Origin of the sequence: Anaerobacillus sp. CMMVII, from assembly GCF_025377685.1 — a bacterium.
In the GTDB taxonomy this organism is placed as follows: Bacteria; Bacillota; Bacilli; order Bacillales; family Anaerobacillaceae; genus Anaerobacillus.
In genome coordinates this window covers 213,171-228,527 of record NZ_JACEHK010000017.1, presented here as the reverse complement: position 1 = coordinate 228,527, position 15,357 = coordinate 213,171, and the positions used below count along the sequence as shown (strand labels likewise).

Annotated in this window: 12 protein-coding genes and 2 pseudogenes; 3 read left to right on the top strand and 11 right to left on the bottom strand. The window is 35.3% G+C overall.

From position 1 onward, the window contains the following. Positions 1-336: 336 nt before the first annotated feature. The 3 genes from H1D32_RS22580 (at position 337) to H1D32_RS22570 (ending at position 3,717) form a co-directional block, all read left to right on the top strand. Positions 337-2,079, top strand: coding sequence for a glycoside hydrolase family 13 protein (locus tag H1D32_RS22580; RefSeq protein ID WP_261180449.1), 1,743 nt, complete (start codon positions 337-339; stop codon positions 2,077-2,079). Positions 2,080-2,427: 348 nt separating this feature from the next. Next, positions 2,428-3,024 carry a transposase gene (locus H1D32_RS22575; RefSeq protein ID WP_261180448.1) on the top strand — a complete coding sequence of 199 codons (597 nt, stop codon included), beginning with the start codon at positions 2,428-2,430 and terminating at the stop codon, positions 3,022-3,024. Between the two features lie 117 nt (positions 3,025-3,141). After that, a complete protein-coding gene (locus H1D32_RS22570) occupies positions 3,142-3,717 on the top strand; it encodes a hypothetical protein (protein ID WP_261180447.1) in 576 nt (191 codons plus the stop codon). Between the two features lie 104 nt (positions 3,718-3,821). Here H1D32_RS22570 and secY read toward each other — a convergent pair. The 11 genes and pseudogenes from secY to csrA form a co-directional block, all read right to left on the bottom strand. Beyond that, positions 3,822-5,124 (bottom strand): annotated as a pseudogene (gene secY, locus H1D32_RS22565) (preprotein translocase subunit SecY). A gap of 350 nt (positions 5,125-5,474) precedes the next feature. Next, on the bottom strand, positions 5,475-5,822 hold the full coding sequence (gene fliT, locus H1D32_RS22560) for a flagellar protein FliT (RefSeq protein WP_261180446.1): 348 nt from the start codon (positions 5,820-5,822) through the stop codon (positions 5,475-5,477). Next, entirely contained in the window at positions 5,822-6,226 is a 405-nt protein-coding gene (gene fliS / locus H1D32_RS22555; RefSeq protein ID WP_261180445.1) for a flagellar export chaperone FliS, read from the bottom strand. Before fliS ends, fliT begins: the two co-directional genes overlap by 1 nt. Before the next feature lie 26 nt (positions 6,227-6,252). Then, the gene (gene fliD, locus H1D32_RS22550; protein ID WP_261180444.1) at positions 6,253-8,064 is read right to left on the bottom strand and encodes a flagellar filament capping protein FliD; all 1,812 of its coding nucleotides are present in this window, start codon (positions 8,062-8,064) and stop codon (positions 6,253-6,255) included. Between the two features lie 143 nt (positions 8,065-8,207). Then, positions 8,208-8,495: a flagellar protein FlaG gene (locus H1D32_RS22545; RefSeq protein ID WP_261180443.1), complete on the bottom strand. Its 288-nt coding sequence runs from the start codon at positions 8,493-8,495 to the stop codon at positions 8,208-8,210. 492 nt (positions 8,496-8,987) lie between these two features. After that, positions 8,988-9,170 (bottom strand): annotated as a pseudogene (locus H1D32_RS25580) (JAB domain-containing protein); the annotation flags it as partial. A gap of 430 nt (positions 9,171-9,600) precedes the next feature. After that, positions 9,601-9,783, bottom strand: a complete 183-nt coding sequence (locus H1D32_RS22535) for a hypothetical protein (protein ID WP_261180442.1) — start codon at positions 9,781-9,783, stop codon at positions 9,601-9,603. Positions 9,784-10,000: 217 nt separating this feature from the next. Further along, positions 10,001-11,125, bottom strand: a complete 1,125-nt coding sequence (locus H1D32_RS22530; RefSeq protein ID WP_261180441.1) for an AarF/UbiB family protein — start codon at positions 11,123-11,125, stop codon at positions 10,001-10,003. Between the two features lie 71 nt (positions 11,126-11,196). After that, on the bottom strand, positions 11,197-13,899 hold the full coding sequence (locus tag H1D32_RS22525; RefSeq protein WP_261180440.1) for a tetratricopeptide repeat-containing glycosyltransferase family 2 protein: 2,703 nt from the start codon (positions 13,897-13,899) through the stop codon (positions 11,197-11,199). Positions 13,900-14,014: 115 nt separating this feature from the next. Beyond that, entirely contained in the window at positions 14,015-14,839 is an 825-nt protein-coding gene (locus H1D32_RS22520; RefSeq protein ID WP_261180439.1) for a flagellin N-terminal helical domain-containing protein, read from the bottom strand. A gap of 280 nt (positions 14,840-15,119) precedes the next feature. Further along, complete coding sequence (csrA, locus tag H1D32_RS22515; RefSeq protein ID WP_261180438.1) at positions 15,120-15,356, bottom strand: carbon storage regulator CsrA; 237 nt, start codon at positions 15,354-15,356, stop codon at positions 15,120-15,122. Between the last annotated feature and the right edge of the window lies 1 nt (position 15,357).

Here is a 15,357-nt window from a genome sequence, read left to right as displayed (position 1 = left end):
TAGGTTTCGCCTTTATCCCATCCTCCGGAACCTAATTTTTAAAGACTAGGGGACGATAACACTCCGGGGTGGGATACCCTAATAACTTAATTCCTAATTTAAACTAACCTTAATTTTTCTTAAGATATTGTGTACAAAAAAAGCCTAACTTGTTATAATTTAAGTGTAAAAGTTGAAGGCAATGTTACCAAAAGGTACAACCTCGTTTCCATAAGAAACATTGGTTGTTTTTATTTACCTAATTGCGAAAACGTTTGCACAAAAGAAAGATGTAACAAAGTATATGTTAATGTCCATACTATACAGTGGAAATGATCTTAAGGAGGTACTCTATTTATGTTATTAGAAGCCATTTACCATCGTCCTAAATCTAATTATGCGTATGCATACGACGAAAATACTATACATATCCGCGTGCGCACGAAGCGAGATGATATGGATCAAGTATTTTTACTTTACTGCGACAAGTATAACTTGCATGAAACCGGTTTTACTAAAGTTGAAATGAAAAAAATCGCTAGTGACTCACTTTTCGACTATTATCAAGCTGAGGCGCAGCCTGAATACCGCCGCTTTGCTTATCTATTCCAATTTATCGCTGGTGAAGAAAACATCGCGATGAATGAAGTTGGCTTTGTCGCTGATAAAGAGTTTGACGATGCTTCTGTGTTATTTGCGACTGGTCTATTTGAATATCCGTTCTTAAATGCGATTGATGTCAATAAACCTCCTCAATGGGTGAAGGATGCGATTTTTTATCAAATCTTCCCAGAACGTTTTGGAAATGGCGACACTTCGAATGACCCGGAAAATATTGAACCTTGGGAGGAAGCTGCGCCCGAGCGTGATAACTTCTTTGGTGGCGACTTACAAGGGGTCATTGATCATCTCGATCATTTAGTTGAACTTGGAATTAATTGCATTTACTTCACGCCAATTTTTGAAGCAACGACAAATCATAAGTATGACACAGTCGACTATATGAAGGTTGATCCTCATTTTGGTGATAATGAACTTGCAAAAACTCTTGTTGATAAGTGCCACGAAAAAGGCATTAAAGTAATGCTTGATGCTGTGTTCAATCACTCAGGCTACTTTTTCGGTCCATTCCAGGATGTTGTAAAAAATGGTGAGTCTTCAAAATATAAAGATTGGTTCTACATTCGTGAGTTTCCAATTGTCGCAGAGCCAAAACCAAATTATCATACATTCGCTTTCACTGGGCAAATGCCGAAGTTAAATACCGAACATCCAGAGGTAAAATCCTACTTATTAGAAGTAGCTCGCTACTGGATTGAGGACATTGGTTGTGACGGCTGGCGCTTAGACGTAGCCAATGAGGTTGATCACCAATTCTGGCGTGAATTCCGCCAAGTGGTGAAAAAAGCAAATCCTGAAGCTTATATTTTAGGGGAGATTTGGCATAACTCATTGCCTTGGCTACAAGGAGACCAATTTGATGCGGTGATGAACTACCCAGTAACAAACTCGATTTTAGAGTTTTTCTGTAAGGATGCCATCGATGCTGAACAATTTATGGGTCGCCTAGATTCAATGCTTTTGGCCTACCCACTACAAGTTAATCAAACGGCTTTTAACCTATTAGATTCACATGACACAGCACGTCTTTTGACGATCTGTAATGATGACAAACAACGCATGAAGCTTGCTGCAACTTTCCAATTAACTTACATGGGCGCTCCTTGTATTTATTACGGAGATGAAATAGGGATGACAGGTGGAAATGACCCTGACTGCCGTAAGCCAATGGTTTGGAATAAAGAAAAGCAGGACCTTGAACTATTCGAGTACTACAAAGCGATGATTAAGCTTCGTAAAGAACACAGAGCCTTCCGTGACGGTTCTTTCACATTCCTACAAGCTGAAAAAGGTTCAAAGCATATCGTATTTGAACGTACTGATGAACATAACCGTTTTGTTGTTGTCATGAATAGTGGAACGGAAGCTGTAGACGTGCAACTACCAGGATCATTTGACGTAGTAAACGGCAATGGCACTGTAGATGGCGAAAAAGTTTCTGTTGGAGCATTAGAATACCTGATTTTGAAAGCTAAGTAAGAGTGAATGTCTTTTTGTGGTGTCGTCTTTTTGTGGTGTCAGACACCACAAAAAGACATTTTTCATTAAATTTCCATCTCGAGTGGACACTACCAATTCTATTAATAATTTCACACATTGGGATATTCCCTTTTCGCAAACTGTATGGTACCTTTACCTTGTACTAACTTCCATCATGCTTTGCTCTTTCACTCCTCTCTTAGCCTCGCTCTGTCTTACACAATCATATCTATCATCCACACTTTATCTTTACATTCATTTATTCTGACTTAACCAATGAAATTAGATGTGAATTAACAATCTGTAACATTTAAGAGGAAAATCACTCTACTAAAAGGAGGCACGTTTATGCCGAGAAAGAAAAGAGTTTGGTTTAAGTATGCCATGTACCATATAACCAACCGTGGCGTTCGAAAAATGGCGATATTTTACCAGGAAGATGATTATTTAAAGTATTTAGAAATTCTTGAAGAAACAAGACAACAATACCCCTTTACTCTCCACGCCTACTGTTTAATGACAAATCATGTACATCTATTACTCCAAACCCTCGATCACCCAATCTCAATCATTATGAAACAATTAAACACTCAGTACGCAAAATACTTTAATAAGAAATATAATTTAGTTGGCCATCTCTTCCAAAGTAGATTTGGTTCAGAGTTAATTGACTCTCTTAAATACGAACTTGATGTCAGCAAATATATTCACCTCAATCCCGTTGAAGCGTACATGGTAGATAAAGCTGAGGATTACCGTTGGAGTAGTTACCGAGCCTATGCTTTTCACGAATCTAACCCTCACGTACACACAGAAAAGATATTATCCCACTTTCCACCTCCAGCCTCCTACCATTACCAACAATTCACAGAACAACAAGACAAGCTTGATCCGCCTCCAATAATAATAAAACCCTTTGTAGGCAAATTTGATCATACCAGATAAATTATGTCGACTTTTGTCCGTCAAGGGTGGAAAAATGCTAAAAAATGTCCATTTAAGGTGTCAGACACCACAATTTTGACTATACTGCTACTACAAATTTTTATGGGGTGGTTAGTCATGAAATATCTATATAGTGTTATTTTCATTCTTACTTTAGGGTTTATCATAGCTGCTGCTGAACAACATTTAAATGTCGAGAACAGTAAGATAGAAGATATCACTCCTAACGAGTTTCCAGAGCCATACAGTAGTTTCGATTATGATGATGCACATGGAATACCTTACGAGTTTCTAAGTGGCAATATCGAGCATTTAGAGCTACATAATGAAGAAGCAGTTTTCGTCTCTAGTGCCCAAATTAAAGAACCTTATGTTGCTCAATTTGAACAGCTTCAGCACCAAGCATTACAGGAAATCACAAACCTTATTGGTGTCATCATAGAGGATTACTCAACAAAAAAAGCAAATGGTGAATCGATCTCCTATTTAAACTTCTACCGAACCTATTATCCAAAACTTAAACAAATAGAAAGTAACATTGACACTGAATTTGCTGAAACATATGCACAGGTGGAAAAGGAGCTTGTTCACTACGGTTTTTCTCCTGACAAAGCCTTAAAATTCAAGGAGCAATATGACTCAACCAAACAAGAAAAGCTTAAGGAATTGATGAGTCTAATTCTCGGCCAATAGTAAGTCACTACCAAACTTTCCTTACATGAAAACAGCAAAAAGTCCACATGAAGTGGACTTTTTGCTGTTTTTGTCTTTTTATGGTGTCAGACACCTTTTTATGATTATGAAGTCTTCTTGATAAATCCTTTATAGTGACGCTTGATTAAATGACCTTCAATTTGTTTCATGGTGTCAAGAGCTACACCGACAACAATTAGTAGACCAGTTCCACCAATTTGTACAGCTGGTGGGAGCTTCATCAAGACTGTGAATACTACCGGGATTAAAGAAATGACTGCTAAGAATAACGCTCCGACAAACGTTAAACGATATAAAATTCTCGTTAAGTACGCCTGCGTTGTTTTCCCTGGACGAATTCCTGGTATATAGCCACCTTGCTTTTTCAGGTTTTCTGCCATTTTTTCAGGGTTAACTTGAATGAATGTGTAGAAGTACGTAAACCCAATGATCAACGCTGCATACATTGCCGCTCCAAGCGGTTTTTGGTACGTAAAGTTTTGGGTAATCCAAGCTGCCACAACGTTACCATCTCCGATAAAGCCAGCAACCGTTGGCGGGAAAATAAATAACGACATTGCAAAGATGACTGGAATAACCCCTGCCGCGCATTAACCTTTAACGGTAGATGTGTAGCACCTCCACCTTGTGGACGTCCTGCGACGATTTTTTTTGCGTATTGAACTGGAATTTTACGTAATGCTTGTTGAACAAAGATAACACCAACAACGATCGCTAAAATAATGAGAACTAATAAGACCACTTTAACAATATTAAGAAATAATTGATCGCCGACTCCTTCTAATTGAGTCGCGTACACTTGGTTCACTGCATTAGGAATCGCTGATGCGATACCCGCAAAAATCAGGATTGAGATACCATTACCAACGCCTTTGGCGGTAATTTGCTCACCTAACCACATTAAGAATGCTGTACCAGCTGTTAAAACTAATGCAATAAAAATATATTTACCAACGCTTGGGTTAGGAATTAACCCTGGCATTAAACGATTAAATCCAATTGACATCCCAATAGCTTGAATAAAGCCTAGAACAATTGTACCGTAACGCGTAAACTGCGCTAATTTACGACGACCACTCTCACCTTCTTTAGCCCACTCAGTAAATTTCGGAACAACATCCATCTGTAAAAGCTGAACAATGATTGAAGCAGTAATATAAGGCATAATTCCCATAGCAAAAATCGAAAAATTCTCTAACGCTCCACCACCGAACGTATTTAAAAATCCAAAGGCATTCATTTGATCTTGAAACTGAAGTACATCAGGGTTTGCACCTGGTACTGGAATAAACGCTCCAATACGGAAAATCACTAACATGAGTAAGGTAAAATAATCTTATTTCTTAAATCTCCCACCTTGTAAATATTCCTAATAGTCTGAAACAAGAAGCTACACCTCAACTTTTCGTTATTCTTTTAGGCTGCATCCATCGTGCCTCTATCAAACTTGCCGTTTTTAACCGCCTAGTAAATTATGATAACGGTTACGAAATTTTCGGCATGTTTAACCGTGATACAATTTCTGAGTAAAATAGCCCTATTAATCTTATTTATACTATAGCTATTATTCTACTATATTTCCACTATTTTTTTAATACTCAGACACCGTAAAATTGTTTTTTTTGAATAATATTACCAGTGTTGCTATCTCCAAGTAACTTGGCTCTGTAACAAAAAAGGCAGAATAACTAGGTACTACATAGTTACTCTGCCTATTTGTGTCTATAAATTTACATTTAGTTTTTCTTATCAATAAAATATCCATCGGTCTGGTCCACATATGGATTTTCGTATCTCTTTCCTGTTTCCTTTTGTTGCTTTAGTTTGTTCAGATCAACTTTGATCGTCTCTAAGTAGTTTTTTAATAACTTTTCGATCGCGTTATTCCACTGAATGATTTGTTTCGCTTGCTCTAGTTCATCTATAGTCGGTTTACCCTCATAGTGGTTAATGAGATCTTGTCTTTTTGCTAAGAGAACTTCTACTCTCTCAATATAAGACTCCCGAACTTCCTTTGGAAACGGAGTATTCAGCTGTTCTACTAAATTTCTCGTCACTATGTAAAGCTCATTTACAGTGACCACTAGGCCTTGCCACCTTGACCATGGCGCTTTTGACGATCAAGTTGAACAACTTGCTTCCAGGTATCACGGAATTCTACGACAAACTGTTCCGCTTCTGCTAAAGCGACAAGATCGCTTTTCGTATTAGCATCAATTAGACGACCAAGGATGAAATCGTACATCCGCATCATTTCTTTACCAATTTCATTATCTGTTTTTAATGTAACCATAAGCTCTCTGATAATGTTTTGTGCTTTAATGATATTCGTATTTTTCGCTTGAATATCGCCTTTTTCAATTGCCATTCGTGTTTGTTTGATGAACTTCAGGCAACCATTATAAAGCATTAATGTTAACTCACCTGGCGAAGCTGTTGCTGTTGTATTGTTCTTATATGCTGTCGCATATGGATTTGGTATAGACATCGTAACCCTCCTACTAATTTAAAAATCTATTGACCGCCAAATAATTGGGCAAACATCGTTTCAGCCTGAGAGTTGGCTTGCTGCATTGCTTTTTCCATCGCTGAAAACTGCTTCCAGTAGCGATCCTCAATTTGCTTTAACCGTCGCTCAAAGTTTGAAATTTGCCGATCGATATCTGTAATATTTCTTCCTAAGGTAAATTGGTGGTTCAGGTTTTTCCCCCTACTACCTCCTGCCCGCTCTGCAACTTGATCCATTGCTCCTGCTAAGTTTTCACGCATCCGGCGCGCAAGCCCTTTTTCAGCAGACGTTGGGCCGTCAGCATTAAAGATCCGAAAAACTCCATCTGGATCTTTTTCGATTGCCGCGCGTAGCTTAGCCTCATCTATTTCAAGCTTCCCTCGCTCCATAAAGTCTCTAGAAGTAGTAATCCCAAGCTCAGCTAACTGTTTAAATGTCGGGTTATCCCCAGATAATGAGACCGGACTGTACATCGCTGATCGCATTCGATCTAATGCATTTGAGAGTGTTTGGTCATTGCGAAGCATACCACTCATCGCTTTCTCTTCCCACTTCTCGATATCCTTTTCAGACATCGCCTCTTTTTGCTCATCAGTCAATGGGCGAAAATCGCGGTACCGCTCTTCTTTAAGCTTGCCATTAATCGTCGCAAGTAACTCATTATATTCATCAACAAAGCCTTTAATTGTATCAAAGATTTTATCTGTATTTGTATTCACATTTAAGGTAACAGGACTGTCAGTAAATGCTTCTTTAAGGGTGATGGTAACACCGTTGATTGTAAAGTTGTTTGTTGGGCGTTCGGTTTCAAGACCGTTGATCGTGAACTTGGCATTATCCCCGCCCTTTTCTTCACTTGTATTTAACTTAAGAACGTTTGTGAAGAAGCTACCCTCAAAGATCATTTCTTGACCTCCTGGATTATGATTACCTGTCTCCTTACGTTGCACCGTTACTCTATCCGTAAAGGAATCATAAAACATGCTAACACCAGCAGGTGAACTATTGATTTCTTGGATTACTTGGTTTAAAGTTTTATCTCCTTGAAATGTAAACTTTTCAACTTGTGGCACTCCACTGGTATTGAAGGTCGTGATGGAAGAAGTAAAGTACTTTTCTGTTTCTGACTTCGTCGCGTACGTTACAGAGACTTTTGCCCCAATTTCCAAGTCTTTACTAAATTCCATTTTCTTATCTACCATATTAAAATATACTTGATTATCTTTTAAACCATCTTTAGTAGTAACTACTTCAAACTGCTTTCCGTTGACCTTTACAATTGTTGACGCTAGTAAATCTGCTTGATTTTCAACAAAGTCAGTATTTTGTAAATTAATCATGCTTTGTTTTTCAGTCAGTGTTAAACTTTCATTTTGAATTTTACCTTTTTTCCATCCGAAATCTCCTACATTCTCCTCAGGGTACTGGGACTGTAATGTTTGCGTCGGATCAATCTTCACAGTTGGATCTGCAGAAATAGCCCCTTGGCTTACGTTTGTTGCAGCTGTAGCTAGCTGTTTTACTTCCTTTATCGTAAACGAGCTATTTGCAGCTGCGGCTGTAGCTGTTGCCGTAATACGAGAACTATTTGAGGATGTTACTGTTTTCGCTGACATATTTGCTGAACGCATAATGGTATCAAAAATATTTGTATTATACTTCGCCATTTGGGTATTGATACTACGATAGGCGTCCCGTTGCCATTCAATCGTTTGCTTCCTTTGAGTAAGCTTGTCCATTGGTAAGCGCTGAACGCGCATTAAATCCTTGATCATTTGGTCAGTATCCATTCCTGAAGCGAGACCACCAATTCTCATTTCTTGCACCTCATTTTCCGAAAACTATCATCTTGACATTATATCGGTTAAAACGACATTTTTTTTAGGGGAAAATTCATTTATCTTAAATTACTCCTCAAAAAAAGTACGTAATTCATAACTACGCACCCTTTTTCCTACTATTAAACTCGCTTATCTACAATTAAACCTACATGCTCTAGCATTGAAGAGATCATATCAAGGAATTCCTTTGGCGGTATTTCCCTAACTACCTCCTGCGTTATTTGATCAACAATTTCCACAAAAATACGATCTAGGTCTTCATGAACTTGAAATTTTAAAGAAGTAAAGCTTGTTTCTAGAAACTTATTAACATTTTCAATATTTTTCTCTAGATCTATCCTAGATATTTCTTTGGCATTTTCAGCGTGGAGAACTTCCCGCTTCTCTGTAAGCCGTTGATTAATCAATTCAGTAACATTTTAACGTCAGGATCTTTTTTTGTACTATTAACATTAAAATCATAGTTCCCTTTAATAGATAAAGATTTCACATCCATGTGAGCTCCTCCTTGATTTATCAGTACTCTTATATACTATTATATCGGTTAGGAGTATGCTTTTATAAAATAAATTTCAAATTCTTATACTATTCATTACTTTTTACCTAATTGTTTAGTACTTCACATGTTTTTTAAGCGGAAGTATCCATTAAAAGTCCAAGAGTTGTGTGCTTGGCTTTGTTTGCGATAGCAACAGCTGCAACCGGCGTTTTATTGTAAGATATGGAAAATAATATTTTAGAAGCTTTTATTAAAATGGAAAAGAGACTATAGCCTAACTAGAGCCTTTCTAACATCTTGACCATCTTTTCTCTTTTACTCCAAGAGTAATTAGGAGTGTTGTTTAGTACTACTCGCCAATTTCACCATGATACTACGTGATTGCTTCCTAGACTAATCGAAGGATGGCAGAATTAAGACTTCCAACATGACAAACATTGATTGCTGTTGGTTGGTTTTTCGTGTCTAAGCAAACGACGATGAACTGCTCACGGTCTGCATCAATCATCATTGGTTTTAGTAGATTGTAAGCATCCTCTGGTGACTTTACTTTCCTGTCTTTGTAGTGGATGCTAGTTTCGATGGCTGTGTCTTCCCTTCCTTCACTACATTAACCAATGGCAATTGTAACTGTTTCGGGTAATCATACTTTCTCATTTTTTAAATTCCTCCAAAAATAGCAATAGCCTTTACTCCCGCAGTGGAAGTAAAGGCTTACGGCTCGGCTCATTCCTGAACAACTAGTGCACATTAAATGAACTTACATTCCTATATATAATATATGGTTGAATGTTGGTTTATTACTGGAATGTACTGTCACTTAGTTACACACCAGCCTCTAAAGGTATGCATTCGGGGAACAATCTACTTCTCAACTTATTCGAAAGTGAAAGAAGATCTAAATCTCTGAAAGGTGTCCCCATAAACTCTCTAGTTTCGAAAGAAGGTTACTCTGTTTTCTTTCTGTAAAACTCCCCTTTCAATATACTCATTAGCATCATTAAGAAGATTACTTAAAGTTTCTCTTTGGGAGTATCAATTAATCTCAAATTAAATAATGTCTCAGGCAAATGATTTTCAGTGTAATCAACGATTGTGGAAGGGTTCCTACCTTTGTATTTTTTCATAAGACTCATTTTAAAGTCATCAAAATCTCTTTGAAATTGCTGTAATAAATAACCACTAATCAATTCCATACATACATCCATTAAATTCTAATAAACAAAGAGACCCTAGCATAACTAGAGCCTCCCTGTTTGTATGGTTTTGTAGTTTTCCTATCCAACTAACCACTAACCAACTAATTACCCAAGTAATTGAAGTACAGCTTGTGGAGCTTGGTTTGCTTGTGCAAGCATTGCTTGAGAAGAAAATGTTGTTCTTTATCAGTAAAATTGCCTCGTTGAATATATCTTATACTTCATGTTTAACTATTTCAGTTAACTTCTTACCAACTGTTTGTTCCCATAAAATATTATAGTAATCATACAAACTTGATTCAGAAGCGTATTTTGTATAAACTGGTTTATCACCCTTGAATTCTTTAGGTGGACCAATGACATCATAAGATTGTAGAAGACAACCTGGTTTCTTACTATAACTAAATAAGTATTCAAAATCAATAACTTTTAATCCATTTTCTTTAGTATAAATTATGTTGCCAGGGTGGAAATCTAAATGAGCAAAACCTTCATCATACAAAAACTTTAGAAAATTAGCGATTTCCTTTATCTTCTGTGAAAGTATACTTCTTTTAGATTGTTCATTATCAATCTCATTTTTATAATACGGAAATATAATATAGTTTTCACCTTTAGCTAGTAATGGTGGTATCAAATTACATTTTTTGCTCAAGACTTCTGAGGCATAAATTTCGTTTAACATAAATTTCTTTTGACTTTCTCTAAATGTCTTCTTAACTGCAAATTCACCTTCATATTCTATAAGCTCCGTTTTAGCTCTTAAATTATAACCATTAAACTGTTTAATAACCCTGTGTTCGTCTGAATGATATCTTTCTATTAAACGAACTTTCTTATTAATTATTTTCTCAACTTCTTCTGGGATTAAAAGTTTAATATACTCCATTGCCTCTAGTTCATCGTCACTGGAATGTACAGGATTGGTCATGTTTTCTTTACTAAGAAGTGCATTTATATCTCTTCTTATTAGTTCTTTTTTAAAGAAGTTACCATTTTTAACAAAAGGGTATTGTTTCTTTCTTTCTTCTGGCACTGGAGTTACGTTAAGATCTAATAGGACTAACATAGTAACTGGCTTACCGCCCGTTTCATAAATCACTCCTTCATTCCAGTTACCACCCCTTATTTCTCTTGTAGCTGTATCTTGTACCTCATCATTTAAATCTTTAGTTAATAGTATTTCATAGCCGTACTTCTTCAAGTTATCAATAATTAAATTACTATAACCCTTGTTCGTTATCCACTCTCTAATAAAATAGATTGACAGTTCACTTTTGAACTCCCTTTCAAAATGGGTAGATTGTGCAACACTTTTCAGAAAATCACTATTAAGCAAAATACTATACTTTCTAAGTAGATCAAGAGAAGGGGACCAATTATTTTCAGATAAGAAATGATGTAACTGTTTTAACGTAATTTCTTTATTAAGTTTATAATCGTCAAAAATTGTTTAATTTTACGATAATACTTATTATTATTTGATACTTTGCCATCTAGCCCAGAATTTTCTGCTTTATGGTATAGTGCATGGTAAATTAAACTAAACATATAATCTTCATTACTAGGCACATATATTATGTCTAACTTTTCCCTTTGGCGTAGTATTTGATCTGCTAAATTTCTTGGATAGTAAGGTAAACCAGCAAAATGATTATTAGGTGTTGGTGTAGGTGTATATACATCGAATGGTATTGCACCTTCTTTGTAATAAGGCAGAAAATATTTGCTTAACTTATAGACATCTTTATCATCAACTAGTATATCAACATCTTTGATTTCCGCTGTAGAATATAATAATTCATCATACCATCTTAAAACTACATACTTAATTCCCTTTTCATCTAATAGTTTAAAAAAGTCTTGAACACTAATGTCTGGATTTAAATATCTCATCGTATTCAAGCATTCGTTTAATAACTTTAGTGTTTCATCCGACTCATTGTGTCTACCTTGCATTTCATGTAAGTAATGTAGGTTGTATAAAATATCGTAATTCCGAGGAAATCTTTCCAATCCGTTATTTAATATATTCTCTGCAACGTCTATATTACCAGTTAACATTTCAACAATTGACTTCATTGTTATACTATGTGCATCTTCCCCAAAGTGTTTAGATAAAACATTCACTAAATTTAGAGCTAAACTTTGCTCTTGATTAGTTATAAGAATAGAAAAGAGTAACTCCAGTTTCTTTTTCAAGTAATTACTATTTTTATAATTTTCTAACCCAAAATCAATTGTATCAATAACACCTTGGTAATTTTGATGGCTCATGAAAATTTCAATAAAGTCTGTTATTATCCTAAAGTCATATTTATTTAATTTAAGTGCTTCACTAGCAACCTTAAGTGCTTGGGTAAAATTTTGTTGGTCTTTATAGTACTTACAGATATTAGCAAAAGAGTTTTCAGATAAAAAGCTTGTATTAATTACTTGTTTATATGAATTAATAGCCAAATCTTTGCAACCATATTTATATAAAATATCTCCTATATCGATATTAATATCGGATCCTAAGGAGTACCTCCATTCTAAAAACTTATTCAATATTGAGTCAAACTTATATTTTAATAACCTTTCAAATAAAACTAAATAATGTTTTTTATCAGTCTCATTTATTAAGTTGCTTCCAGATAGTAATCTTTCTATAAAAGATTTATCTCCACCTAATAGTGTATAAGATAAATCTCTCAAAATGGTGATAATACCATCTCCGAGTATAAAATAGATGACTATCACATCATAGAAATCAATTATTTGTCTTTTAATCAGCTCGATCAGCTCATTATTAGAAATTACCAACATTAATTCTTTAATCGTCGGAATATTGTTTTCGTATAAGGCTATTCTTAAATTAAGTCCTTTAACAAGTATTGGTTCATTAACCTTTTCAATATACTCTTTCACAATAACCGTATCATGAATAGATATTAATATTAATACCATATTAATTAAATCATCAGTAGTTGAGATATCAATATTAGTATCTATAAAGTGCTTTATGTCACTTTCGGATTCGTTTTTATATAAAATATTTAGTAGTTCACTTAACGCTTCTTTACTTTTATTAAAAGAGTATGCTTTACTAAAATGAAATACTGCATTACTTAATTCGTTTTGTTTTTTGTAAACTTTCCCCAGCAATAAATGCGGATAATATTCTCTATAGTCTATACTTACTATACAATGATTATCATCTCCATGAGTTTCTATAGTAGAAACCAAAACTTCTAGCGCATCCGTATAACGATGCTGACTCAAATAGATATTTGCCTTAAAAACCTTAAAATCAGGTGAAGCGGGAAAGATATTTTCAGCATCAGCAATTACCCTTAAGGCTTCTTCATATCTTTGCAAACTAATCAAACAATTAACTATTTGGACCAAACAGAACGGTATCCAGCTAATGTTAAAGCTTATTTTTTTGTTGTATCCATTAACAAATGCCTCCAATGCTTTTTCAGTTTCATTAGTAACCAAGTATTCATTTCCTAAATTAAAATAATCAAAAGCTGAATTCCCAGACAATACGATTTCATTATCTAGTAAATGTGTATTTCTTTCTGATTTGTTTTTTTCTTTCATTGTGCTATTCAGATAACCTGAGTGATAAAGAGTTAGGTTAATAGAACCAACTTCTAAATCACCAGTTACTTTTTTTAATTGTTCATGTATTAGTCTATAATATTTAATAGAAGAACTATTTCTATATAATCTAATGCTTTTATGCTGTATAATTCGTTCGCCATACTTTCCAGTAAAATTGTAAATTTTAACTTGAAAGGCCTCAGCAGAACTTTTACTTTCCTTTAGCTCATCAATGGCTAATTTTAAATTATCAGTGTCTACAAACTCATCAGCATCTAAAACAAGAATCCATTTGCCAGAAGCCTTAGATTGTGCAAAATTTCTTGCATCTGAGAAGCTATTATTCCATTCATACTCATATACTCTTTGTACATATCTATTCGCTATTTCTAACGTCCTATCAATAGAACCTGTATCTACTATTATTATTTCATCAACTACATCCTTAACTGAACTTAAACAACGATCTAATGTTCTTTCCTCATTTTTAACTATCATACATAAACTTAGAAATTTTTCCATTTTTTCTCCTTAAATTTATGTTGCTTTAGATAATAGGTAGTCAATTACTATATAAAACAACATAATAATATAAAAGTGCCCCCTTCAAAGTTCTGAAGGAGGCACTTTAAAGTCCTTAACCTAATAGTTGAAGTACTGCTTGTGGTGCTTGGTTCGCTTGTGCAAGCATTGCTTGTGATGCTTGAGAAAGAATATTACTCTTCGTCATACTCATTACTTCACGTGCCATGTCTACATCTCTAATTCTAGATTCAGCAGCTTGAAGATTTTCAGCTGAATTACCAAGATTCGAAATTGTATGATCAAGGCGATTTTGGTAAGCGCCTAGTTTAGATCTTTCAGCAGAAACTCTTTCAATCGCAGCATTAATAGCTGAAATTGCGTCATTAGCATCACCTTGAGAAGTGATTCCTAAACCTGATAATTGAGATAGCACACCAGCAGAGCTCATATCAGCAATTGTCAATGCAATATTTTGATCAATATTTGCTCCAATGTGGAAAGTTAATGCGGTACTATCGAAACTACCATTCATAAGAGTCTTTGTATTGAACTCTGTATTATTAGCAATACGATCAATTTCCGAGATTAACTGGTTAACTTCTTTTTGAAGTTCTCCACGATCTGCATCAGTGTTTGTATCATTTGATGCTTGTACTGCTAATTCACGCATACGTTGAAGGATAGAATGAGTTTCGTTTAACGCACCTTCAGCTGTTTGAATCAAAGAGATACCATCTTGAGCGTTACGAGATGCTTGGTCTAAGCCGCGAATTTGCCCTCTCATTTTCTCAGAGATTGCTAAACCTGCTGCATCATCACCAGCTTTGTTAATACGAAGACCTGAAGATAACTTCTCCATAGATTTTTGACCAGCAGCCTGGTTCATACCCATCTGACGGTGGTTGTTTAATGCTGAAATGTTATTGTTGATAATCATAAATAATTCCTCCTTGAGTTTGGTTTGTCCGCCCACGTCCTTGTGGTTGGAAAGTATTTGAATTGAGATGGGTGGAAGGTCGGCCGCCAATCTACTCATTTTCAATTCTACATTGTTTATATCGGAGGTATTATATGAATGTTTAATAGTTTTTTCTTAATTTCTACAATTTTTTTATATTTTTTGTAAAATCATAGAGATTAGTTATAAAAATATGTAGAACTATGACTCTTCTTGCTTTATACAAAAAACAGAGCCCAAGTCTCTGCATGTGATTTACTTATTTTTCTTGTCTCTGAAAGTTATTCGTCAACTGCTGCAACAGGTTCATGGAAGTATTTGCTGCCTTATTGTTCTCGTCTTGGATGGCTAGGAAAATCTCTTTGCGGTGGATCTCAATGTTTCTTGGTGCGTTAATGCCAAGTTTAATTTGGTCACCATCAACTGCTAAGATGGTAATTTCAATATCGTCGCCGATCATAATCGATTGGTCTTTTTTCCGGGTTAAGACGAGCATC

What these genes read in the sequence shown, in the direction of transcription:
- H1D32_RS22580 (WP_261180449.1), top strand. Translation starts at nt 337, where the DNA reads ATGTTATTAGAAGCCATTTACCATCGTCCTAAATCTAATTATGCGTAT.
- H1D32_RS22575 (WP_261180448.1), top strand. Translation starts at nt 2,428, where the DNA reads ATGCCGAGAAAGAAAAGAGTTTGGTTTAAGTATGCCATGTACCATATA.
- H1D32_RS22570 (WP_261180447.1), top strand. Translation starts at nt 3,142, where the DNA reads ATGAAATATCTATATAGTGTTATTTTCATTCTTACTTTAGGGTTTATC.
- fliS (WP_261180445.1), bottom strand. Translation starts at nt 6,226, where the DNA reads ATGTCTATACCAAATCCATATGCGACAGCATATAAGAACAATACAACA.
- fliD (WP_261180444.1), bottom strand. Translation starts at nt 8,064, where the DNA reads ATGAGAATTGGTGGTCTCGCTTCAGGAATGGATACTGACCAAATGATC.
- H1D32_RS22535 (WP_261180442.1), bottom strand. Translation starts at nt 9,783, where the DNA reads ATGGAATTGATTAGTGGTTATTTATTACAGCAATTTCAAAGAGATTTT.
- H1D32_RS22525 (WP_261180440.1), bottom strand. Translation starts at nt 13,899, where the DNA reads ATGGAAAAATTTCTAAGTTTATGTATGATAGTTAAAAATGAGGAAAGA.
- H1D32_RS22520 (WP_261180439.1), bottom strand. Translation starts at nt 14,839, where the DNA reads ATGATTATCAACAATAACATTTCAGCATTAAACAACCACCGTCAGATG.
- csrA (WP_261180438.1), bottom strand. Translation starts at nt 15,356, where the DNA reads ATGCTCGTCTTAACCCGGAAAAAAGACCAATCGATTATGATCGGCGAC.